The organism is Methylomonas sp. Uni0011 (genome assembly GCF_056850255.1).
Map to the genome: position 1 here is coordinate 75,196 of NZ_JBVVNO010000009.1, position 22,115 is coordinate 97,310.

Sequence of the window (22,115 nt, forward strand, 5' to 3'; positions counted from 1 at the left end):
ACCGCTCGCGTCGCCAATATTCCGTGAGGGTGCGGCCTAAGCCCTCAGTGCCAGCAACTTCGGCAATACCTCGTCGCGCTGGCGGACGTCGAGTTTGCCGTAGATTTTTCCGACATGGTCCTTAACCGTAGCCGGTTTGATGTGCAGCGATTGGCCGATTTGCTCGAACGAAATGCCTTGCGTCAATAGCATTGCCACTTCCTTTTGCGTCGGCGACAACGCCGAATGCTGTAGCGAGCGCAGCAGTTTCAGCTTCAGCGGCTCGCGGTGTTCGGCGCTGATGCCGATCAGGCTGCCGCTTGCGCCGCTTTGGCTTTCCAGCCAGTAGGCCCGGAACAGAAATTCGCCGGCCGCACCGGTGTGGCGGTAACAGGGCGGGGCGGCGCTGTGGCCGCGGGAAACCGCTTGTAATTTCGCGCAGAGGCGGGCCAGTTCCGTCATTAACAAGGCTTTTCCCCGATCGTGATTGGCGTCGAGCGCCGGGGTAGATGCGGCGTGTAGTAACTTTCTCGCCTCCGGGCTTTGAAATAAGATTTTGCCTTGCGGGTCCATGACGATCACTCCGCAAGTCGCCTCGCGTTCGTAGCGGAACTGGGCGTCGTTGGCCGCTTTTATCGCGTGGGCCAGATAGGGGAGCAATTGGCCGGCCAGTGCTTGATCCTCGCGGCCGAAGGGTTTTTGGGTTCTCGGCCGGTACAGGCGCAGCACGCCATTCGGTTTGCCGTTGTCGATGGTAGGCAGCCACAGTACATGGTGCATGTCGAAGCGGCGGTAGACGACGTTGTAGATATCGCTTTGGTAAAAGCGGTCGTCCAGCAGCAAGGGGTTGGTGATGGCCGGATGGCGTTTCAGCCATGCCGCGGCCCGGCTTAAGCGTTCCGGCGTATAAAACGCCGATACCACCTCGACCATCGTACCGGCCATTTCGCTCATGTCGAAATCGGCAATACAGTAAGTCGGCCTGAGCTGCGCATCGACGCCGGAAAAGACGTTGCTGGTGGAAGGTATCAGGATGGGCAAGGTGCGCAGAAATTCGTTGATCACCAATTCCTTGCTCAGTCCGGAACAGCAAAGTTGGCGCAGATAAGCCATTGCGTGATTTTTTTTCATCGAAACCGCTCCGTTTCGGCCGGGTAGAGTTGTTCGCTAGAGCTTGCGGAGGCCGCCAGCAGCTTAGGCAGCAATTCTTCCCGCTGGTGAATATTGAGTTTGGTGTAGATTTTGCCGATGTGGTCCCTGACGGTGGTCATTTTGATATGCAGGCGTTGGCCAATCTTTTCGAACGGTTCGCCCTGGGCCAATAGTAGCGCTACTTCGCGCTGGGCAGGCGACAGCGGTTGGTCGCGGAGAGCTCTGAGCAGTTTCAGCGTCAAAGGCTGGCGATACTCTACCGTCACGCCGATCAGGCGCTCCGGCTGGTCGCCGCAACCGTTCAGCCAATAGGCTTTGAACAGATATTGGCCGGTGGCGGCATGGTGGCTGAATGACGGTGGCGGCGCATCTTCGCCGCGGTAGATGCCGAGCAGATTGCGGCATAGTTCGGCGAGTTTGGCCAGCAGGCGGTCCTGCCCGCGCATATCGCGCAGTAACCTGGGGTAGCGGGCGAGCTCCAAGAGCCGCGTCGCCTCCGGGCTTTGGAATACGGTCTTGCCTTGAGTGTCCATCACCAACATTCCGGAGCCGCAAGGCGGGCCGAGCTGGAAATTGCTGTCGTTACCGGCACGGAAGGCATGGGCCAGATAGGGCAATAAACTCAGCACCCGGGTCTGGTCGCGGCCGTCGAACGGTTTCTGATGCTGCGGCCGGTAAAGCCCAAGTACTCCGGCTGCGCCGCCGTCCAACGGGAGCGGCAGCCACAGCACATGATGCATATCGAATCTGCGGTAGATCAGGTGGTAAAGATCGGTCGCATAAAATCCTTGTTCCATCACCCTGGGATCGCCGATGCAGGGATGAGAGGCGAACCAGACGTTGGCGCGTCGTTGGCGCTCGGGCGTATGGTAGGCGGCGATAATTTCCGGAGCCGTGGCCGCCATGTCGGCCAATTCGAATCCGGCTATGTGGTAGACCGGTCTCAATTGGCTGTCGCCGACCGAAAAGGTATTGCTGTTCGACGGCACTACCAGCGGCAAGGTTTTGAGAAATTCACCGATCGCGAGCTCACGGCTCAAGCCTGAGCAACAGATTTGGCGCAAATAAGCTAAAGCGTGGCTTTGTTTCATACCTGAGCCTTTGGCAGGGCTGGAGCGCCAGCTGGCGGACGGATTCATTATTGAAACATATTCTGTGTAGTCAAACATCCTCCCTATGGAGGGTGTTTTTGTTAGTGGACGAATATTGGAGGCACAAACGGAAATTAAAATGTTTTTTGAGAATGATTATCATTTGTGGTATGGTGTCAGCGTCTTTGTTTTAGGCGTAAAACCATTGTTTTCTGCCTGTTCACATTGATCGTTTATATCGATTCTAGCCAGCCTGCTTTCCTAATCGCCGGAAAGCCGCCAGCCAATGATGTTGCAAGGGGACGTAATCCGTCGCTCCCCGGCATCGGCCGGTGCAAGATGTGTTTTTTCAGCTTCGTCTCGGTCTTGCCGATCCTTTGCGGATGACGGCCTGCCGTCGCCGTTCGACGTGTCCTTTGCAGCGTTTTCCCGGCCTCGCGTCAGAGCGAGCCAGTAACGTTGGCTTTTTAAAGGAAAAAACTACGTGGATACGCGCGCCGCTTTTCCGCAGACAGAGAAATTCCTGTCGCTCCTCACGCTACCAGGCGCATCAGTCGTCGGGCAATCGGCATGAGTGGGGCGGCCGCTTGGGAGGTTTTTGCCGAGGCGCTGACTTCGCCTCACTATCCGGTCGCCCAGAGCCGGGTACTACGCCAATTGATCGAAGCTTTGCTGTTCGAGCAGGTGCTGATTCCGGAAGTTATACCGGAAGGCCAAGGCATGGCATGCTTTCAGATTCCGGCTCGGACCCAGCAGGGACGTTTGATAGGCTATCGCTGCCATGGCCGTATCAGCGAAAGCTTCGGCCGCATTCGGCTGGACGACGCGCCCATTCTGCGCATCGGCCCGGATACCGATAGACCGGTTACTTCGATACAGGAGTTTCTGTTCGAGATCGCAGCCAATATCGATATCGACGAAGTCTTGCTGGTGCGGTTTCTGCATGAACTTCAGCAAACGTTATTGAAGGATACCCTGTCGCGTTATACGCGGCGCTCCCACGGGCACGACCGCGATTTGACGGCGTTGGAAGGCCAAATGCAAGACGGCCATCCTTACCACCCCTGCTACAAGTCGCGGGTGGGCTTCGACCCGCTTGACAACTTTGCCTATGGGCCGGAGTTCGAACCGGAGGTTCGTTTGCTTTGGCTGGCCTTGAGGCGCAGGCATGCCAGCCTGGCCGTTTGCCGCGATATGGATATCGATGACTTACTGCGGGAGGAGTTGGGCGCGGCGCAGTATGCGCAGTTCACTTCCAAATTGCGCAGCCTCGGGCTGGCGCCGCACGATTACCTGTTGCTGCCGGTTCATCCCTGGCAATGGCGGGAAAAGATTGCAAGCGAACTGTTTCCGATGTTGCAGTGTCAGGACCTGGTGTTGCTGGGGATGGGGAAAGAACGCTACCGGCCTTTGCAATCGATCCGCTCGCTTGCCAATGCCGACCGGCCGTGGGCGGCGAATATCAAGCTGCCGGTCGGTATCGTCAACACATCCGCAGACCGCATACTGTCATGCCACAACGTAGAGAACGCAGCGCGGGTGTCGGACTGGCTGTGCGATATCCGCGAGCGCGATGCCACACTAATCCGTTACGGCTTGGTTTTCTTGCGCGAAGTGGCTGGCGTCACTTACCGCGATCGGAATCTGCCGCCGCTGCTGCAAGTTCAACAGTACGGCATGCTGGGTGCGATCTGGCGGGAAAGCGTCGATAGACACCTGCAAATCGGCGAGTCGGCCGCGCCTTTTTCCGGACTCTGCCAATGCGAAGCGGACGGGCGTCCGTTCATCGCACCGTGGGTCGAACGCCAAGGTCTCGGGTGCTGGCTCGATGCTCTGCTGAAAGCAAGCCTGCCGCCTCTCGTGCATCTGCTGTATGCCCACGGTATCGGCATGGAAGCACATGCGCAAAACATCGTACTAATCCATCGCGACGGCCAGCCCTGCCGGATTGCATTGAAGGATTTGCCCGGCGGTTTGCGTTTTATGCGGCAGTATCTGGAGCTGCCCGAACGTTGTCCGCCATTCGCGCCGACGCCGCCGTTTCGTAGACAGGCCAATGTCGGCGCCGGCATGGAAGCCGTCGCACCGGAACAGGTGCGCGATTATTTTCACGATGCGGTGTTTTTCATCAATTTCGGCGAGTTATCGCTGTTCCTACGTCAACATTATGATTTGAGCGAGGCCGATTTCTGGGGGCGGGTTGCCGCATGCCTCTTCGATTATCAGGCATGCCATCCCGAACTTGCCTCGCGCTTTGCCTGTTTCGATCTGTTCGCGCCGACCGTCCAGGTTGAGCAACTCGCCAAGCGGCGGCTGTTTGCGGAAACCGAGCTGCGCTTGCAAGCGGTGCCGAATCCCTTGCATCGTCACCGGCGTCAGGTCGGCAAAGAGATGTTATGAACAGCCGCCGCATTGTTGCCGCGACGCTGGCGGGCCATTTCGCTGCCGCCGTTGCAGCCTTGGGTATGCCGCCGTTCTACGATCGCATTCTGCGCGAAGCGCTGGGTAGCGACGCCGTTTACCTGGCGGGTTGGTTTTTCGTCATCCCGACCTTGCTGGCGGCATTCGCCAATCCGTGGTGGGGAGCGTTGGCAGACCGGTTCGGCAAACGCCGGCTGTTGCTGCGCGCCCACCTGGGGCTGGCGGCGAGTTTCTGGCTCACCAGTTTGGCCGGTACCGTTTGGCAATTCGGCTTGGCGCTGGCATTGCAGGGCTTGCTTGGCGGTACCTTCGCCGCCTCCAACGCTTATTTGGCAAGCATCGTTTCCGGGCATAGGTTGACGCGGTTGCTGACCCTGATGCAAGGATCGGCGCGAGCCGCCTTGTTTCTCGGTCCGGCGTCTATGGGCCTACTCGCGTCGGACGCGGAGCCGCTGGTTTGGTACCGTTATCTGGCCATTTTTCCATTGATCTCGGCGCTGCTGGTTTGCTGCCTGCCGGCCAATGGTCGCTGCGTGACACCAGCTTCAACCGATGCACCGGCAGACGCCGCGCCGACTTCCGGCGAACGCGTCGACCCAGGCGGGCTATACGGTCTCCAGTTTACCTTCATCTTTGCCACGGTCATCACGTTCCCCTACTTCGTTCCTTACGCGGAGCGGAGCTTGGCCGGGCTGCCAAGCTTTGCACCGGGATTTCTGTTCGGCTTGCCGCACCTGGTTTATCTGGTGTGCGCCATGCCAATGTCACGCCATTTGGGGCGGCAACGGCTGCTCGCCACGCTGTTTGCCAGTCAAGCGGTGCTGATTGCCACCTTGTTGGGCCAGGCATGGAGCCATGAGGTGATTGCGGTGGCGGGTTGGCGACTTGCGATGGGAGTCGCAATGACCGCCGGCTATATCGCGCTGCACGGCCTGATTGCCGCGATCACCGATGCCGGCAACGCCGGCCGGCGCTTCGGTTCCCTCGAAAGCAGTACCAAATGGGGTGCCGTTGCCGCCGGACTGGCGGCGGGTGTCGCCGCCGACCGTTGGGGACTGCATGCGCCTTTTCTGATCGGCGCCGCCACGCTGGTGTTGGCGAACATGCACGCGCTATTACTCATGTCCCGGCACAGTCGGGGTACTTTCAAACAGCCAGCGAGCAGGACAGATTGACTGCGGCCAGCCAGCAACCTTTATTGGAGAATTCAATGCCAAGCCTAGCATTACACCGCAGTCCTAACGTCTCGGCAGCTTATTGCGCCGCCAGTCAACGCAGCCTGGAAACGCTGCTCAACTGTTATTGCCGGGAAGTGGCGATTCCGGAAGGCCATGCCAGCGTCGGCTCGTGTTTCGGCCAGCAGGATTGGCCATTGTCTTTGCGTTGCGCACTGGCCAACGGCCCGGCCTTGCATATTCTGCTACCACGTCTCGACAGCCGCCTGGTGGTTACGGTGCAACATGATTCGCCTACCGGCAATTACCGCTATTTATCTCAGGTCTATGCCAAAACGGGCGAGCAAGCGTGGACGAGGTTGGATTGGCGGACGCTGGCCGGCCTGATAATTCGCGATTTGGCCGTGCAGAACGACCAGCCGTTTAACGAAGAACTGCTGGCGCAGATCGAAGACAGCGTTCAGGTCACGACGACCATACTTGAAGCCCCTTGGACGAACGCCGTCCCGGTCGATCCGATGCAGGCCTATCTGGACTCGGAGCAGTCGCTTACCTACGGGCATCCGTTCCACCCGGCACCGAAAAGCCGTCAAGGTTTTTCGGCCGAAGACCTACGCCGCTACTCGCCGGAATTGCGCGGCGGCTTTCTGCTGCACTATTTCGCCGTGCATCGGGATGCCGTGCATCAACAGTCGACGTTGGACCGGCAATGCAGCGACATCGTCGCCGCCCACGCACCGCATGGATTGGCAGCGGATGACGGTTATCTCTTGATACCGGCACATCCCTGGCAAGCGCGCTGGTTGCTGGAAAAGCCGTTGATCGCGGCGGCGATGCGCGATGGACGAGTCCGCGACCTGGGGGAGGCGGGCGACTTCTATTACCCGACGTCGTCGGTACGGACGCTGTATCAGCCCGGCAATCCGTATTTCTACAAGTTCTCGCTGAACGTGCGCCTGACCAACTGCGTGCGCAAGAACGCCGTTTATGAGTTGGAAGGCGCGTTGCAGATCAATCGCATCGTCAACCGCTTGGCACCCGAATTGCGCGAACTGTTTCCGGGTACGGCAATCTTGGACGAGCCTGCCTTTCTGTCGGTCGATCTGCAGGACGGCAACCCGCAACTCAACCGGGAAGTAACCGAGGGTTTCGGCCTAATTCTGCGCCGAGGCTTCGGCGCCGACAATCTGCTGCCTGGCGCAGTACCGCAACTGAGCGGCGCTTTATTCGGCAATCATGTGTTGGGTGAGGCGCGTCTGGCAGCTCTATTGCAGCGGGTTGCCGAACGCGAGCGCCTGACGCCGGAAGCGGTGGCGGAAGAATGGTTTTCGCGCTACGTGCGGCAATTAGTCTACCCGGTGCTGTATTGCTATTTCGCACACGGCCTCGTTTTCGAACCGCATCTGCAAAATGTCGTCATCGGCCTGGTCAACGATTGGCCGGCGCAAATTTTTCTGCGCGACTTCGAAGGCGTCAAACTGGTAGCCGAGCGTTATCCGGCCGACAGCTTGCCTGCGATCAGCCAGCGCTCGCGGGAGGCGTTGTGGTACCCGGGCGAATCCGGCTGGCAGCGGGTGGCGTATTGTTTGTTCGTCAATAATTTCTGCGAGGCCATCCATCAACTCGGCGCCGGCAAGCCGGCATTGCAACAGCGTCTGTGGCAGACGGTGCGCCGGCATTTGCAGCTTTATCAAGCCCAATACGGCAGCAGCGACTCGGCTCAGCGCATTGCCGCCGTGCTAGCCGGAGAGCCTTTGCCAAGCAAGGGCAATTTGCGTAACCGCTTCCTCAAGCAAGCGGACCGGGCGGCGGACTACGTGCCCTTTGCCAATCCATTCGGCTATACGCATGAGGGGGCGGTATGAAGCTGGATTGGGAACGGGCGATTGCAGCGGCGCGCGATGCCCATGCCGCAGCGGATTCCCCTTTATGCGCCTATCTGTACGACCTGAATGCCTTGGCCCAGCATGCGGCGCGCTTACGCGCAGACTTGCCGAAACACTGTGATTTATTTTACGCGATCAAAGCCAATTCGGAACTGCCGCTGCTGACCACGCTGGCGCCGTTGCTGGATGGCTTCGAAGCCTCGTCCGGCGGCGAAATTGCCTGGATACGGCGGCATTTTGGGCAGCTGCCGCTGATCTTCAGCGGCCCTGGCAAGCTGGATTCGGAGTTGGAGCTGGCAATAAAACATGGCGCTACCGTGCATGTGGAGAGCCTGCATGAACTGGAGCGGCTGGCAGCATTGGCCCGCGCCAGCGGCCAATCGGTATCGCTACTGTTGCGGGTCAATCCGGCACTGGCGGAGCTTGCGACAACGACGCTGGTGATGGGCGGCAAGCCGACCCAGTTCGGTATAGCAACCGAACACATACCCGCCTGTCTGGAGCGGCTGCAGCAGGAACCGGCGCTGATTTTGTGCGGCTTTCACTTTCATTTACTGTCGCATCAGCTCGATGCGGACAAGCATTTGCAACTGCTTGCGGCCTATCTGCGCCAGACCCGGCAATGGTGCGAACAATACGATCTGCACATTGAACACATCAATGTCGGCGGCGGCATCGGCGTTAATTACCGCGAACCGCACCAGCAATTCGATTGGCCGCGATTCAGCCGGGGATTGGCCGATCTGCCGTTGCCGGAATGGCGCGCCGGCGACAGCCGGTGCCTGCCGCGTCTGCGATTCGAACTGGGGCGTTTCGTCAGCGCGTTCTGCGGCTATTACGCGACCGAAGTTGTGGATATCAAGGATGCCGGAGAACGCACTTTTGCTGTCGTCCGCGGCGGCACGCATCACTTTCGCACGCCTGCGGCGCAAGGGCACAGCCATCCGTTCCGGATATTGGCGGTGGAGGATTGGCCGCGCATCTATCGCCGCCCTGCGGTACGGGGGCGCCCCGTCACTGTGGTTGGCCAACTCTGTACGCCGAAAGACGTGCTCGCCAGCGATACGCCGGTCGAGCGATTGCGGGTTGGCGATCTGTTGCTGTTCCCGTATGCCGGTGCCTACGCCTGGCATATCTCGCATCACGATTTTCTACGCCACCCGCATCCCCGGCATATCTACCTGCCGGCGGAGCAAACGATTTTTTAATGTCATTGCTTAGGAACAATACTCATGCCATCCCAATATTTTCGTCCCCATAGTCTGGCTTTAAGTCTTTCGGTCGTTTTCTCCACCGTTATCCATGCCGACGACAACGAACTTGCGCCAGTCGTGGTCAAGGCTACACCCGGTTCCGATTCGGTGAGAGGCAGCGGCGGCAGTGCAACCAAGCTGGACGTGCCGTTACGCGACGTGCCGCAAGCGGTGCAGGTCGTCAGCAAAGAATTGATCAGGGAGCAGGGGGCGCTGGAAATGAAAGACGTGCTGCGCAACGTCAGCGGTGTCATGCCGGCCCAAGGCGAAGGACGGCGCGACCAGTTTTATATTCGCGGTTTCGACGCTTCCCGAGATATGCTGGTGGATGGCATGCGTGACGATAGCCCCTACTTTCGCGATCTGGGCAACGTCGAGCGCATCGAAGTAGTCAAGGGGCCGGCCGCGGTGCTTTATGGGCGCGGTTCTGCTGGTGGCGTGATCAATCGCGTCACCAAAAAACCGGTGGCCCGATCTGTACGTGAAATCGCCGTTAGTGGCGGGAGCTTCGATCAGCGCCGGGTCGATCTCGATTTTGGCGACGCCTTGAACTCGCAGGCGGCTTTTCGCGTCACGGGTGCTTACGAGGCGGGCGACAGTTTTCGAGATATCGTCGATTCAGAGCGTTTCGTATTGTCACCTTCCTTCAGTTGGTCTCCGGGAGCCGATACCCGCATCTTGCTGCAAACCGAGTTCCTGCACCAAAATCGCACCCCGGACCGTGGCATTCCCTCGGTTAATGGTCGCCCGGCGAGGGTGTCGATCCATCATTTTTACGGCGAAAGTTCTGACTTCGCCAATACCGATGCCGGCAGTGTAAGGCTTAATGTGGAGCATGCAGTCAGTGAAAAACTGACGTTGCGCAACAACTTTCAGTTTTCGGCCGTGGACCTGGTTGCGGCGAATACTCGCTCGCTGGGTCTAATCAATAACAATACCCAGGTGCGTCGCCAAATCACTTATTTCCCCCAGGATCAGATCAACTATTTGAATCAGAGCGAGGCTGTCTATAAATTGGACACCGGGTTATTGCGACACACTCTTCTGGGCGGGGTAGAGTTCGGCTATCAGACGCGCAACCTGTTGGCAGCAGGTGTCACTACCAGCCCCGTGAGTCTGCAAGATCCGCAACACGTGCTCGCCGAACCTAATTTGGCAAGTTTACCCGCGTTCATCGACAACGATTTTTCCGCCCGTACCGTAGGGGCATATGCGCAGGATTTGTTGGAGTTGGGCGATCACTGGAAGGCGTTGACCGGGGTGCGTTTCGACAATTTCGAGCAACAACAGGATAACCATCTCACCCGGCTCAGCCAGAGTCGAACCGACTCGGCATGGAGTCCCCGCGGCGGTCTGGTCTACCAACCCAATGCCGAACATGCTTTGTACGGCAATATCAGTCGTTCGTTTCAGCCGGTCGGCAACGACTTTTTTTTTAACGGTTCGGATTTGGCCGCGATCAAGCCGCTGGAATCTTTGCAATATGAAATTGGCGTCAAAAGCGAGTGGCTAAGCGGCCGACTGGTTTCAACGCTCGCGCTGTTTGATATTACCCAGCGCAACGTAGTCACCAAAGACCCCAACGACCCGGCGGGTCTGCGCACCGTGCAGACCGGCGAACAGAACAACCGCGGTGTGGAGCTCGATCTATCGGGTACTCTGCTTACGGGATGGAAGGTTTTCGGCAGTTATGCTTTCACCGATGCGCGGATCACAAAGTCCAATAATTTTGCGGTCGGCAACCGCCCAGGCAATATTCCGGAGCATGCTGCCAGCCTTTGGAGCACCTATGCCCTCAGCGACGCCTTCACCTTGGGCGGTGGTGTCTTCTATGTGGGAGACCGCTATGCCTTGGAGGACAATGTCGTGCAATTACCCTCGTATGTGCGATTCGACGCCATGCTGGCCTATCGGTACAAGCGATGGAGGCTGGGCTTGAATGTGAATAACCTGGGTGACAGTGTGTATTACGAGTCAGCCAACAACAACAATCAGATCCAGCCTGGCACTCCGCGAACCTTTATGTTAACGGCTCGCGCCGAGTTCTGAGGTCAAGTCCCTTGAGAAGTGCGCAACCGTTTGTAAGCGTTGATCAGGCCGTTGGTGGAGCTGTCGTGGTCGGTCACCGTTTCGTCGTTTTTCAATTGCGGCAAAATGGCCTTGGCTAGCACTTTGCCCAATTCCACACCCATCTGGTCGAAGGAATTGATGTTCCAGATCACGCCCTGGACGAAGATTTTATGTTCGTAAAACGCGATTAGCATGCCCAGCGTGCGCGGCGTCAGTTTTTTGAACAGGAAGGCGTTGGACGGCTTGTTGCCTTCGAATATCTTCGAAGCGATCAAGGCGTCGTCCAGGTTGGGCTCGTGGCTTAAATCGTGGCGCACTTCGGCTTCGGTTTTGCCGCGCATCAAGGCTTCGGCCTGGGCCAGAAAGTTGGAGATCAAGATATCGTGGTGGTCGGGCAGGTCGTAATGGCTTTGCGCCGCCGCCAGAAAATCGCCGGGGATCAGTTTGGTACCTTGGTGGATCAACTGGAAAAAGGCGTGCTGGCCGTTGGTGCCGGGTTGGCCCCAGATGATCGGTCCGGTGTTGTAATCCACCTTTTCGCCGTTGATCGTCGCGCTTTTGCCGTTGCTTTCCATGTCGCCTTGCTGGAAATAGTCGGCGAAGTATTTCAAGGATTGCGCATACGGCAGAATCGCGTAGGTTTCGGCTTCGAAGAAGTTGTTGTACCAGATGCCGAGCAGGCCCATGATCACCGGGATGTTTTGCTCGAATGGCGCGCTACGGAAGTGTTCGTCGGCCAGATGTGCGCCCATCAGCAGTTCTTCGAAATTATCCATGCCGATGTACAGCGCGATCGACATGCCGATCACCGACCATAACGAGTAACGGCCACCGACCCAGTCCCAGAACTCGTACATGTTTTCCAGGTCGATGCCGAATTCCTTGACTTTGGCCTCGTTGGTCGAAATCGCGACAAAGTGTTTGGACATGTGTCCCTGCTCTTGCGCCGCTCTCAGGAACCAGTCGCGGGCCGAGCGGGCGTTGGTCATGGTCTCCTGGGTGGTGAAGGTTTTCGAGGAAATCAAAAACAGCGTGGTTTCCGGATTCAGCGGTTTTAGGGTTTCGACGATGTCGGTCTGGTCGACATTGGATACGAAATGGGCCTTCAAACCCTCTTTGCCGTAAGGAGCCAAGGCAGTATCGACCATTTTCGGGCCGAGGTCGGAGCCGCCGATGCCGATGTTGACGATGTCGGTGATGGTTTTGCCGGTGTAACCGGTCCAGGCGCCGGAACGGACTTGTTCGGTAAACACCCGCATTCTGGCCAGCACCTGGTTGATTTCCGGCATGACGTCCTGGCCGCGGAAATAAATCGGCTTGTTGCTGCGGTTGCGTAATGCGGTATGCAACACGGCGCGTTTTTCCGTGGTATTAATGATGGAACCGGAAAACATGGCTTCGGTCTTTTCCGAGAGCTGGGCCCGGTTGGCCAATTCGATCAACAGCGGCAGAGTCCGATCGGTGATCAGATTTTTTGAGTAGTCGAATAACAGATCGTTGAAGGTTATCGAAAACTTGTCGAATCGCTTGGGATCTTTGTCGAAGGCATCCTTCATGCAAAATTTGCCGGCAATCTCGCGGTGGTGTTGCTTGACGGCGTTCCATTCGGCAGAGTCTACTAATTTGGACATATGATTTGGTTGTTAATTGACCAGAGAGGTTAATTCGGTGGAAAAGATCGGGCGGAGGCTTTTCGAGGAACGGATGATAACCCCATTATAAGGATTGTCTTTGACTGCTGACAAAAAAAATTAAGCAACGAATAGTGCCCGCCAAGTATGGAACGCCAACCTTTCTTTGCCTAGGGCGATGTGCTAGAGTTAGCCATTGTTTCGATCCAAATCAGGCATTTAGATTCGCCGGCGACGAAAACAGGTTTCATGCATAACCACATGAAAGATAATAAAAATTAAAGCATTTACTAATACAGGAAGGGGATTTATGAAAAGCTCTCGCATGATAAAAAACGGTTTCCTGGGCTTGCTGGGCCTGGTTTTTTCTGCGTCGGTTTGGGCGCACGGCGGTGCGGCCGGTACCGATACCGATCAATGTAAGTTCGAACTGGAAAAAGACCACTGGATCCACTATACGGCTTATCAGCCCAAAGCTTATCCGGCCGAAGAATTTTGCGGCAATATTCCCGACACCGGTTCGCTGACCCAATTGGTCTTCGATTACCAAGATCAACGTTACCGCGGTATGGCCGTCGAATTCGAAGTCACCAAAGAGCCGGAAGGCAAACGCGTATTTTTCCAGGCTGCTGAAAAACACAAATCAGGTACCGTGGTATTGAATCTGCCTGAGGGCGTGCCCGAAGTCGGCAAATACCTGATCCACATCACTCTGTTGCAAGATAGCGGCGAACGTTTGGATGCCCACATGAGCTTCAAAGCGGGTGGCGGCCAACCGACCAGCAAAGGCAGCTATGGCCTGTATGCATTGGTTCTGTTTGCCGGTCTTTACATCTTTTATCTGTCCAATGCCGGTTTCAAACGCAAAGTTGACGGCATGCTCGGTAAAGCCAAAGAATTTTAAATATTGACCCGCCCTTTGTCGGCCAAGCCGGTAGAGGGCGGATGCAGTAGTCCACTAGTAAAACCCGCGGTTTGCGGTAGATTCTTGATTCACCAACGCCTCACAGGTACTCGCGCCATGGTCAAATTTCTTTCACTAGCTTCTTTAGTCTGCGCTCTGTCGGTCTCGACTGTGTCTGCAAAGGAGGTTCAGGATCATAATCAGATGATGAACCACGGCGACGGGCATTTGATGGATATGGACGGCGCGATGGTGATGGGTCAAAACACCGACACCCTGCCGGGTGGTTGTGAAAAAATCGCCGCCACCAAGGAAATCACCGTGCGGGCCGGACACAAGTATTCGGAAAAATTTCCCGGCACCATGTTCGCGTTCGACCAGCAGGAATACCAGTTCGAGCCTTGCACCAAACTGACCGTGCATTTCATCAACGAAGACGAAATACGCCACCAATGGATGATGCATGGCCTGCCCAAGTATTTATACCCAAAAGGCATGTTCCATCTGGAAGTCAGCGGACCGGGTAAAGTGTCCGGCACCCTGATCTTGCCGCCGGGCGATAAAACCTATTTGGTTCACTGCGATATCGCTCAGCACATGGAAAAAGGCATGAAAGGCCAGTTAAAGGTCGGTAAAGGCGGTGAAGATTTGCCGAGCATTCCGGGTGTCACCGCAAGCATTTTTCCAGACGATTACAGCGGTAAGCCTTACGATCCAAAGGTCGACGCTCCGGTCACTCCAGCGCCGGTTGCGGCGCAACCGGCGGCGGCCAAAGCCGTTTCGGCTCCGGTTCAGTCTGACGATTCAATCGTTTCCGGCGTTACCGTGATCGGCCTGGCCATCGGCTTGATTGCCGCACCTTGGTTGGCAAAGCGCTTTGCCGGCATGAGTGCCGGGGAAATCGTCGCGACGATTCTGGAGCAATCGGCGCATCTGGTTGGCTTGGTTGTGCAACTGATCAGCAAACTGGTGAAAATGGTTTCCGGTAAAAACGCTATCGCGCTGCCGGACAAATAAGCCACATGAGCAAAAGCCCCTGAAGCTTTTCGGTTTCAGGGGCTTTTTTATGGGACACGGAAATGCAATTCGAATCCTGGGGCCTGTTGGGCTTGTTCGCCAGCGCATTTATTTCGTCGACGGTCGCGCCTGGCGGTTCCGAAGCGGTGTTGGCTTACTTGGTCAGCCAGCAGCACATTCCGGTAATCTCGCTGGTGGCCGTCGCCACAGTCGGCAATACCCTGGGGGCACTGACCACTTGGTGGCTTGGATTGTGGGCGGCCGGCAAATATCCAGCCGAGACTGTGTTGGCTAGCGAGCGGCAGCGTTCGTTGCGCGCCGTGCGCCGCTGGGGCAGTTGGGCTTTATTGTTCTCCTGGTTGCCGCTGGTCGGCGACGGCTTGTGTTTCGCGGCGGGATGGTTGCGTTTGTCCTGGTTTCCTTCGCTGCTGGCGATCTTTTTCGGTAAAGTGTTACGTTACCTCGCCGTGGCTTACGCCTTTATTTGATCCGCTATGAGTTTTTTTTCGCTACCCCATTTTCCGCCAGTCGATAGCTCAGCCGAGCACCGCCGCCGCGATTACCAAATCGCCGGATTCACTTTTGTGACGACGACGATTTGTTTGACCATGGATGGCTTCGCGCCGCAATTCATGCAATACGTGCTGGCTGTGTTCGGCTGGCTGTTTTTGTACGCCTGGCTACGCGGCGAGTGCAAATACGTTCGCACTCAGGTTGCGGTTGCAGTGACGTTTGCGTTAATCGGCGAATATTTTGCGTCGGTCTATATGAAGGGTTACATCTACCGTTTCGGCAACGTACCGGCTTATGTGCCGGCCGGCCACGGGTTAGTGTATTTGACTGCCGTCGCCTTGGGTCGCTCCGGTCTGTTCCAGCGCTACGCGCGGCGTATCGCTGTTTTCGTCGTCGCGGCTTGCGGCAGTTGGGCGGCCTGGGGCTTGAGCGGTTACACTCGGCTCGATGTGATCGGTGCGGTACTGTTTATCGTGTTCTTGGGCTACCTGTTCAAAGGCCGTTCGCCGATGGTTTACCTTGGCGCCTTTTTCATTACCTCGTGGTTGGAAATTGTCGGCACCAGCGCCGGGACTTGGGCTTGGGCCGAGATCGATCCCGCCTCGCATCTGCCGCAAGGCAATCCGCCCAGCGGCGTGGCCGCTTGGTATTGTCTGGTCGACGCGGTGGCGATTGCCGGCGCCGGCCCGCTGTTGCAAGTATTAAGTAAAACGGCGCTGGTGCTGCAACGGCAACGGGCTTGATCAATCCGGGCGGGCGGTTTTTCCGGGCAGCGTTCTGACTGCGTGCAAACTGACGCGGTCGCCGATTCGGATCACGCCGCCGGCTACGATTGCCGCAGTCATGCCGCCGTGGCCTCGCAAGGCGTTGTAACTGCCTGCGCCCAACTCCGCCGCCATCTTCGAGCACGGGTCGCAAGGTCCGGTGATTCGAATCCTGACTTCGCCGCCGATGATCCATTCCAGTTGCGTATCCGGAAACGGCGAACGCATGCCGACCAGATTCAAGCCGGAGATTAGCAGATTACGCCGTAGCCGGAGCGGGTCCAGGTAGTCGAGTCCGCACCAACCGGCGACTAGCGGCAGATGTTCGGCTTGAAATAGCGTGATCTCGCGTTTCGACGATTGTCGTCCGGATTGTTTGGCGGCCGAGCGGCGGTCGCCGAGCAAGCCGCGGCCGGGTTCGACGACCGCCTCGCTGACCGAAACCGCCGGTTCGCCGCGCGCCGGACGCAGGATGATGGCTTCGATCCGGCCAGGCGTGGCAAAGCGTTGGCAGATTTGCCGCAGATCCATGGTTCGGTTAACCGAATGCCGCAAAATAGCGATTGCTTCGGGCAAGCAAGTCTTTCATTTCGAAGGCGACTGGTTTTTGTAGCGCCAGGTCAAATACCCCATCAGCGCGCCCCAGACCAGCATGTAAATACCGTGCAAAATGATCTCGAAGTTGAGCCGATAGGCTTCGACGTAATAATCGTACAGATAGTCGAGAACGACCGCGGCCAGAGTCAACTGGACAGCGTGTTTGAATGTCAATTGTTTGAAGTAAAAACAAACGACGCCGAGTACGAAAAAACCCACCAAAAATCGAGTGCCGGCGTGGATGCTCCACTCCACACTAGGAATTGCCGACTTCAGCATCGCCATGTTCATGAGGTAGAGCAGAGCGAGACCGGTGGTAAATGTGAACAGCAATAGTTTCATGGTGGTTCCCCTGTGTGCGTTTTAGTTATTTTAATGTTGCCGGCAGCAACCTTTGGGACGGTCACACCGCCATCCGCCGCTTGTCGGCCGTATTCGCCGGGTTGGCAGAGGGCGAGAAAAAATTGCTCCATGCAGTAGGGTGACCCTGTTCGGCGCGCTTGGTTCGATGTGGCGTGCCGAATTGTAAGGCTGAAATTCGGTTTTCGCCGAACCCGCTCAGCTCTGAACCGGCCGCATTCCTTGGCGATAGTCGCTTCGCAGTTGCCGGGACTAGGGTCGGGGCGACCGGTTCCACGCCGTCGCGAGCCGATCTGCTTCCAGCCTACTTGCAACGCCGGCCGAAGCGGAAGCGCAAATCGCATATTTATTGACTGGGATCAAATTCGCCGGCAATTCCGATTTAGACAGCGCGGCGGCGGAGGCATACGATCCGTGGTAAAGCCGGAGAATCCACCCGGCTAAGACTCCCGGCAACGTAACGTACTATCGAGGAGGTTGTTATGCCAGTCACCCGAGTCATTGTTACGGACAGCAGCAGAGCGCGTTTTTCAACTTAACCAGTCGCATCGAGCCGATGCTCGAATTGGACGGTTTGACCCATGCCGAAGGCCGGATGCCCGGCCAGGACGAGGTCAGCGACCGTCAGGGCGGCATTGCCGGCGGACACGGCGAAGGCGACCATACCTTCGAGGCTCCTACCGATTTGAAACACCACGAAGCCGAGGTTTTCGCCAGGCAAATCGCCCACAGGTTGGAACAAGGGCGGGTCGGGTGCGAGTTCGACAAGTTGGTTCTGGTCGCGCCGCCTGAATTTTAGGTGCGCTTCGCCACGTACTCAACGGCCATTTGCAAAGTCTGGTGGATCATTCGCTGGATAAAAATCTGGTTGCCGCCGATGAAGCGGCTATCCGCGAGCATATCTTGTAAAGTGTCGCCGATCCTTCATTCAGCGCACGGCCGCGTTCAGCCGCGGCCTTTGCTTTCGCTAAATACTTGCAAATCCACCGAAAATCTAGCCGGGTAAAGTTTTACAGGTAAAATATCCACTCGTATAAACGCAAGCCTTTCCAACACAAAACATGGACAAAACCTATTCCCCGCACGCAATAGAACAACGCTGGTACCAACTTTGGGAGCAGAGCGGTTACTTCGCCGCCAACCGCGATGGTGCATCGTATTGCATCATGATTCCGCCGCCCAACGTTACCGGCAGCTTGCATATGGGACATGCGTTTCAGGACACCATCATGGATGCCTTGACCCGCTATCACCGCATGAAAGGCCACAATGCGCTGTGGCAACCGGGTACCGACCATGCCGGCATCGCCACCCAGATGGTGGTCGAGCGCATCATTAACGCCGACGGCAAAACCCGCCACGATTACGGCCGCGACGCCTTCATCGAAAAAGTCTGGGAATGGAAAGAACAATCCGGCGGCACCATCACCCGCCAGTTGCGCCGCATGGGTTCGTCGCTGGATTGGGACAAGGAACGCTTCACGATGGACGACGGCATGTCCGCTGCGGTGCAGGAAGTGTTCATCAAATTGTACGAAGAGGGCCTGATTTACCGCGGCAAACGTTTGGTGAACTGGGACCCGGTGTTGCACACTGCGGTGTCCGACCTGGAAGTGTTGTCGGAAGAAGAAAACGGCTCGATGTGGCACATGCGCTATCCGCTGTCCAATGGCACCGGCCACTTGATCGTCGCGACCACCCGCCCGGAAACGATGCTCGGCGACGCGGCGGTGGCGGTGCATCCGGATGACGAACGCTACAAACACCTGATCGGCGAACTGGTCGAACTGCCGTTGACCGGCCGCTTGATTCCGATCATCGCCGACGACTACGTCGATCCGGAATTCGGCACCGGCTGCGTCAAGATCACCCCGGCCCACGATTTCAACGACTACGAAGTCTGGTCGCGCCACAAACACAGCAACGTCATTGCCGACCAACCTCATAACGGCTTGATCAATATCTTCACCGTCGATGCCGCCGTGCGTGGCAATGACGACGGCTTCAGCTTGATCCCGGAAGCTTACATTGGCCTGGACCGCTTCGAAGCCCGCAAACGCATCGTCGCCGATCTGGACGCCCAAGGCTTGCTAGAAAAAATCGCCGATCACAAATTGATGGTGCCGCGCGGCGACCGCACCGGCGCGGTGATCGAACCGTTCCTGACCAACCAGTGGTATGTCAAAATCGCGCCGCTAGCCAAGCCGGCCATCGAAGCGGTGGAAACCGGCGCCATCAAATTCGTGCCGGACAACTGGAAAAATACCTATTTCGAATGGATGCGCAACATCCAGGACTGGTGCATCTCCCGGCAAATCTGGTGGGGCCACCGCATTCCGGCTTGGTACGACGATAAGGGCAATACCTACGTCGGCCATTCCGAATCTGAAATTCGCGCCAAGCACGGCTTGGCCGCCGATTATCCGCTGCAACAGGATGAAGACGTGCTGGACACCTGGTTCTCGTCGGCACTGTGGCCGTTCTCGACCCTGGGCTGGCCGGACAAAACCCCGGAGTTAGCCGCACATTATCCGACCAGCGTGCTGGTCACCGGCTTCGACATCATTTTCTTCTGGGTAGCGCGGATGATCATGATGGGCTTGAAATTTATGGGCGACGTGCCGTTTAAAGAGGTTTACATCCACGGCCTGGTGCGCGACGCAGAAGGCCAGAAAATGTCCAAGTCCAAGGGCAACGTGTTGGATCCGATCGACATCATCGACGGCATCGAGCTGGATGCGTTGGTGGAAAAACGCGTGTCCGGCATGATGCAGCCGCATTTGGCCAAGAAAATCGAGCAAGCCACCCGCAAGCAGTTCCCGGACGGCATCCCGTCCTACGGTACCGATGCGCTGCGTTTTACTTTCGCCTCGCTGGCTTCGACCGGCCGCGACATCCGCTTCGACTTGCAGCGTACCGAGGGCTACCGCAACTTCTGCAACAAATTGTGGAACGCGGCGCGCTATGTGTTGATGAATACCGAAGGCCAGGACAACGGCGTCGATTGCGCCGAGTGCCGCTACAGCCCGGCCGACCAGTGGATTCTGTCCCGACTGAACCGCACCATCGCCGACACCCGCAGCGCCATCGACAGCTACCGCTTCGACTTGGCGGCACAGGCGATCTACGAATTTACCTGGAACGAGTACTGCGACTGGTATCTGGAGCTGGCGAAAATCTCGCTGCAAAGCGACGATGCACTGCTGCAACGCGGCACCCGCCAAACCTTGTTGCGAGTCCTGGAAACCGTGCTGCGGCTGGCGCATCCGATCATGCCGTTCATCACCGAGGAAATCTGGCAACGGGTCGGACCGCTAGCTGGCGTCACCACCGCGACCATCATGCTGCAGCCGTATCCGGACAGCGATACCACCGCCATCGACACCGCAGCCGAAACCCAAGTGCAATGGGCGATGGATTTCATCCTGGGCATCCGCCGCATCCGCGGCGAGATGAACATCGCGCCGGGCAAGCCGTTGAATGTGTTGTTGCAAAACGGCTCCGCGACCGACCAAACCAATCTTAAAGAATTGGAAAGCTATCTTTTAAAGCTGGGCCGATTGGAAAGCATCACCTGGTTGAACGTTGGCGACAACGCGCCGGAATCGGCGATTGCGCTGGTCGGTGAGATGAAAATTCTGATTCCGATGGCCGGCTTGATCGACAAAGATGCCGAACTGGCAAGGCTGGACAAGGAAATTCAACGCATCGAAAAAGAATTGCCGCGCATCGAAGGCAAACTCGGCAACGCCGCGTTTGTTGACAAGGCGCCGCCTGAAGTGATTGCCAAGGAGCGCGAGAAACTGGCCGGTTTGCAATCCTCGTTGACCAATCTGAAGGAACAGTACGCCAAAATCAAAGCCTTGTAAGCCGATGGGCGGACCACAAAAAGCGCCGGCAAACCTGGAAGACTGGACGGAGCTGTTGCGCGGCCAGGAAATGCCGATTTTCTCCAACACCGCGCACAATATTTATGCGGCGTTGGATGATCGCAAGAAAGGGGCAATGGAGTTGGCGACGGTGATTTTGCAAGACCCGAATCTGACCGCCAAGGTGCTGAAAGTCGGCAGCAGCCCGTACTACAATCCGTCCAAGCAGAAGATGAGCACCGTTTCGCGGGCTATTGTCGTGTTGGGTGCCGAAATCATCCGCGAATTGACGCTGGCATGTTCGTTCTTCGAAGCGATTTTGTCGACCAGCGATAAAAATCGGGCCAACCGGGAGATCGCCAAGGCTCTGCATGCGGCGGTCCAGGCCAAGAATCTTGCGGTCGCCGTGGGCGATATTTCGCCGGAGGAGGTGTTCGTTGCGGCCCTGCTGCACAATCTCGGCCACGTCGCGTTTTGGTGTTCCAGCGACCCGCATTCCAAGCAGGCGCACGCGAAACTCGAAAAATGCGGGTTGAGCGGCGCGGAAGCCGAGAAAAAAATCCTCGGGTTTTCGTTGCGCGATCTCGGCAAAAAGCTCAGCAAGTCCTGGAGCCTGGGTGGATTGATCGAAGAAGCGATCGCCAAACCCGATTCTGCGGACAAACGGGTGCAGATGGTCAAGTTGGGTCACGATATCTGCCAAGCGTTGCAGGCCGGCCCCGATTCACCGCTAATGACCGCTTGTCTGACTAAGTTCAGCGAGCTCACCCGGCTGCCGCTGCCGGAAATACGTGCCAGAATCGAGAAAAATACCCAGGAGGCGGCGCTGATCGCCCGCCAATTCGGTGCGGACGATGCGTCGCGCTTTATCAAAGTCGATGCGGTGGCCGACGAAGCGCCGGTCGAAGAACCGTTCGACAAGAAGCAATTGCAGTTTCAGATCCTGCAGGATATCAGCAGCCATATCAGCGGCCAAATCAACCTGAACCAGTTGTTCGAGATGGTGCTTGAAGGCATCCATCGCGGGGTGGAAATGGATAGGACCTTATTCATGCTGCTAAGTCCGGATAAACAGGCGCTGAACGAAAAATTTTCCTTGGGTTGGCGCAAACCGGTTCCGGAACAGAAGCTGCGGATTCTGAATTCGGAAAATTCCACCAATTTGTTTTTCAACGCCCTGCGCCAAACCGAAGGCGCCTGGCAATTTCCGGAGCAGCATCCCGGCCTTTATACCCCCCAAATCGTGCAGCATATCGGCCGCCACGAATGTTTTGTCTTTCCGATTCGGGCCGAGAACAAGATGGTCGGTCTGATCTATTGCGACCACTCCATTCATGGGCTACCTTTAACCCGCGAAGATTTTATCGCCGCCAACCATTTCGCCAAGCAAGCTCATATCGGCTTGACTCTCTACTGTATGAAGGGCCATTAAT

Annotated in this window: 16 protein-coding genes and 1 pseudogene; 12 read left to right on the plus strand and 5 right to left on the minus strand. The window is 57.1% G+C overall.

The window, feature by feature from the left end; all coding sequences use genetic code 11:
* Positions 1–36: 36 nt before the first annotated feature.
* Together AC0IM9_RS12380 and AC0IM9_RS12385 are read right to left on the minus strand one after the other, a co-directional pair.
* The gene (locus AC0IM9_RS12380; protein ID WP_482804206.1) at positions 37–1,110 is read right to left on the minus strand and encodes a LuxR C-terminal-related transcriptional regulator; all 1,074 of its coding nucleotides are present in this window, start codon (positions 1,108–1,110) and stop codon (positions 37–39) included.
* Positions 1,107–2,222 (minus strand): helix-turn-helix transcriptional regulator, encoded by a 1,116-nt coding sequence (locus tag AC0IM9_RS12385; RefSeq protein ID WP_482804207.1) that lies wholly within the window; start codon positions 2,220–2,222, stop codon positions 1,107–1,109. The genes AC0IM9_RS12380 and AC0IM9_RS12385 overlap by 4 nt, the downstream gene beginning before the upstream one ends.
* A gap of 570 nt (positions 2,223–2,792) precedes the next feature.
* Between AC0IM9_RS12385 and AC0IM9_RS12390 the strand changes: the two genes are divergently transcribed.
* From AC0IM9_RS12390 to AC0IM9_RS12410, 5 genes are read left to right on the plus strand one after another with little or no spacing between them, the layout of a single operon-like run.
* Positions 2,793–4,622: an IucA/IucC family protein gene (locus AC0IM9_RS12390; protein WP_482804208.1), complete on the plus strand. Its 1,830-nt coding sequence runs from the start codon at positions 2,793–2,795 to the stop codon at positions 4,620–4,622.
* Complete coding sequence (locus tag AC0IM9_RS12395) at positions 4,619–5,818, plus strand: MFS transporter (RefSeq protein WP_482804209.1); 1,200 nt, start codon at positions 4,619–4,621, stop codon at positions 5,816–5,818. The genes AC0IM9_RS12390 and AC0IM9_RS12395 overlap by 4 nt, the downstream gene beginning before the upstream one ends.
* Before the next feature lie 35 nt (positions 5,819–5,853).
* Entirely contained in the window at positions 5,854–7,683 is a 1,830-nt protein-coding gene (locus AC0IM9_RS12400; protein ID WP_482804210.1) for an IucA/IucC family protein, read from the plus strand.
* A complete protein-coding gene (locus AC0IM9_RS12405; RefSeq protein ID WP_482804211.1) occupies positions 7,680–8,912 on the plus strand; it encodes a type III PLP-dependent enzyme in 1,233 nt (410 codons plus the stop codon). Before AC0IM9_RS12400 ends, AC0IM9_RS12405 begins: the two co-directional genes overlap by 4 nt.
* A 24-nt stretch (positions 8,913–8,936) precedes the next feature.
* Positions 8,937–11,006 carry a TonB-dependent receptor gene (locus AC0IM9_RS12410; RefSeq protein WP_482804212.1) on the plus strand — a complete coding sequence of 690 codons (2,070 nt, stop codon included), beginning with the start codon at positions 8,937–8,939 and terminating at the stop codon, positions 11,004–11,006.
* A gap of 2 nt (positions 11,007–11,008) precedes the next feature.
* On the opposite strand, the gene pgi is transcribed toward AC0IM9_RS12410, so the two are convergent.
* Positions 11,009–12,658: a glucose-6-phosphate isomerase gene (pgi, locus tag AC0IM9_RS12415; protein ID WP_482804213.1), complete on the minus strand. Its 1,650-nt coding sequence runs from the start codon at positions 12,656–12,658 to the stop codon at positions 11,009–11,011.
* A 310-nt stretch (positions 12,659–12,968) separates the two neighbouring features.
* Here pgi and AC0IM9_RS12420 point away from each other — a divergent pair, with 310 nt between their 5' ends.
* The 4 genes from AC0IM9_RS12420 (at position 12,969) to AC0IM9_RS12435 (ending at position 15,835) form a co-directional block, all read left to right on the plus strand.
* Complete coding sequence (locus AC0IM9_RS12420; RefSeq protein WP_140910550.1) at positions 12,969–13,562, plus strand: hypothetical protein; 594 nt, start codon at positions 12,969–12,971, stop codon at positions 13,560–13,562.
* Positions 13,563–13,679: 117 nt separating this feature from the next.
* A complete protein-coding gene (locus AC0IM9_RS12425) occupies positions 13,680–14,579 on the plus strand; it encodes a cupredoxin domain-containing protein (protein ID WP_482804214.1) in 900 nt (299 codons plus the stop codon).
* A gap of 62 nt (positions 14,580–14,641) precedes the next feature.
* Positions 14,642–15,067 (plus strand): YqaA family protein, encoded by a 426-nt coding sequence (locus AC0IM9_RS12430; protein ID WP_482804215.1) that lies wholly within the window; start codon positions 14,642–14,644, stop codon positions 15,065–15,067.
* Between the two features lie 6 nt (positions 15,068–15,073).
* A complete protein-coding gene (locus AC0IM9_RS12435; protein WP_482804216.1) occupies positions 15,074–15,835 on the plus strand; it encodes a hypothetical protein in 762 nt (253 codons plus the stop codon).
* Here the strand turns inward: AC0IM9_RS12435 and AC0IM9_RS12440 are convergent, their stop codons facing one another.
* Positions 15,836–16,387, minus strand: a complete 552-nt coding sequence (locus AC0IM9_RS12440) for an MOSC domain-containing protein (RefSeq protein ID WP_482804217.1) — start codon at positions 16,385–16,387, stop codon at positions 15,836–15,838.
* A gap of 54 nt (positions 16,388–16,441) precedes the next feature.
* Complete coding sequence (locus AC0IM9_RS12445; protein ID WP_140910545.1) at positions 16,442–16,795, minus strand: hypothetical protein; 354 nt, start codon at positions 16,793–16,795, stop codon at positions 16,442–16,444.
* A gap of 448 nt (positions 16,796–17,243) precedes the next feature.
* Here AC0IM9_RS12445 and AC0IM9_RS12450 point away from each other — a divergent pair.
* The 3 genes and pseudogenes from AC0IM9_RS12450 to AC0IM9_RS12460 all read left to right on the plus strand — a co-directional run bounded on the left by AC0IM9_RS12450 (position 17,244) and on the right by AC0IM9_RS12460 (position 22,114).
* Positions 17,244–17,722: pseudogene (locus AC0IM9_RS12450) on the plus strand (host attachment protein).
* A gap of 152 nt (positions 17,723–17,874) precedes the next feature.
* Positions 17,875–20,682: a valine--tRNA ligase gene (locus tag AC0IM9_RS12455; RefSeq protein WP_482804218.1), complete on the plus strand. Its 2,808-nt coding sequence runs from the start codon at positions 17,875–17,877 to the stop codon at positions 20,680–20,682.
* 4 nt (positions 20,683–20,686) lie between these two features.
* The gene (locus tag AC0IM9_RS12460) at positions 20,687–22,114 is read left to right on the plus strand and encodes an HDOD domain-containing protein (protein WP_278209645.1); all 1,428 of its coding nucleotides are present in this window, start codon (positions 20,687–20,689) and stop codon (positions 22,112–22,114) included.
* Position 22,115: the final 1 nt, after the last annotated feature.

Coding starts and splice junctions, on each gene's coding strand:
- AC0IM9_RS12420 (WP_140910550.1), top strand. CDS start 12,969: ATGAAAAGCTCTCGCATGATAAAAAACGGTTTCCTGGGCTTGCTGGGC.
- AC0IM9_RS12400 (WP_482804210.1), top strand. CDS start 5,854: ATGCCAAGCCTAGCATTACACCGCAGTCCTAACGTCTCGGCAGCTTAT.
- AC0IM9_RS12455 (WP_482804218.1), top strand. CDS start 17,875: ATGGACAAAACCTATTCCCCGCACGCAATAGAACAACGCTGGTACCAA.
- AC0IM9_RS12445 (WP_140910545.1), bottom strand. CDS start 16,795: ATGAAACTATTGCTGTTCACATTTACCACCGGTCTCGCTCTGCTCTAC.
- AC0IM9_RS12390 (WP_482804208.1), top strand. CDS start 2,793: ATGAGTGGGGCGGCCGCTTGGGAGGTTTTTGCCGAGGCGCTGACTTCG.
- AC0IM9_RS12385 (WP_482804207.1), bottom strand. CDS start 2,222: ATGAAACAAAGCCACGCTTTAGCTTATTTGCGCCAAATCTGTTGCTCA.
- AC0IM9_RS12460 (WP_278209645.1), top strand. CDS start 20,687: ATGGGCGGACCACAAAAAGCGCCGGCAAACCTGGAAGACTGGACGGAG.
- pgi (WP_482804213.1), bottom strand. CDS start 12,658: ATGTCCAAATTAGTAGACTCTGCCGAATGGAACGCCGTCAAGCAACAC.
- AC0IM9_RS12440 (WP_482804217.1), bottom strand. CDS start 16,387: ATGGATCTGCGGCAAATCTGCCAACGCTTTGCCACGCCTGGCCGGATC.
- AC0IM9_RS12425 (WP_482804214.1), top strand. CDS start 13,680: ATGGTCAAATTTCTTTCACTAGCTTCTTTAGTCTGCGCTCTGTCGGTC.
- AC0IM9_RS12395 (WP_482804209.1), top strand. CDS start 4,619: ATGAACAGCCGCCGCATTGTTGCCGCGACGCTGGCGGGCCATTTCGCT.
- AC0IM9_RS12430 (WP_482804215.1), top strand. CDS start 14,642: ATGCAATTCGAATCCTGGGGCCTGTTGGGCTTGTTCGCCAGCGCATTT.
- AC0IM9_RS12435 (WP_482804216.1), top strand. CDS start 15,074: ATGAGTTTTTTTTCGCTACCCCATTTTCCGCCAGTCGATAGCTCAGCC.
- AC0IM9_RS12380 (WP_482804206.1), bottom strand. CDS start 1,110: ATGAAAAAAAATCACGCAATGGCTTATCTGCGCCAACTTTGCTGTTCC.
- AC0IM9_RS12410 (WP_482804212.1), top strand. CDS start 8,937: ATGCCATCCCAATATTTTCGTCCCCATAGTCTGGCTTTAAGTCTTTCG.
- AC0IM9_RS12405 (WP_482804211.1), top strand. CDS start 7,680: ATGAAGCTGGATTGGGAACGGGCGATTGCAGCGGCGCGCGATGCCCAT.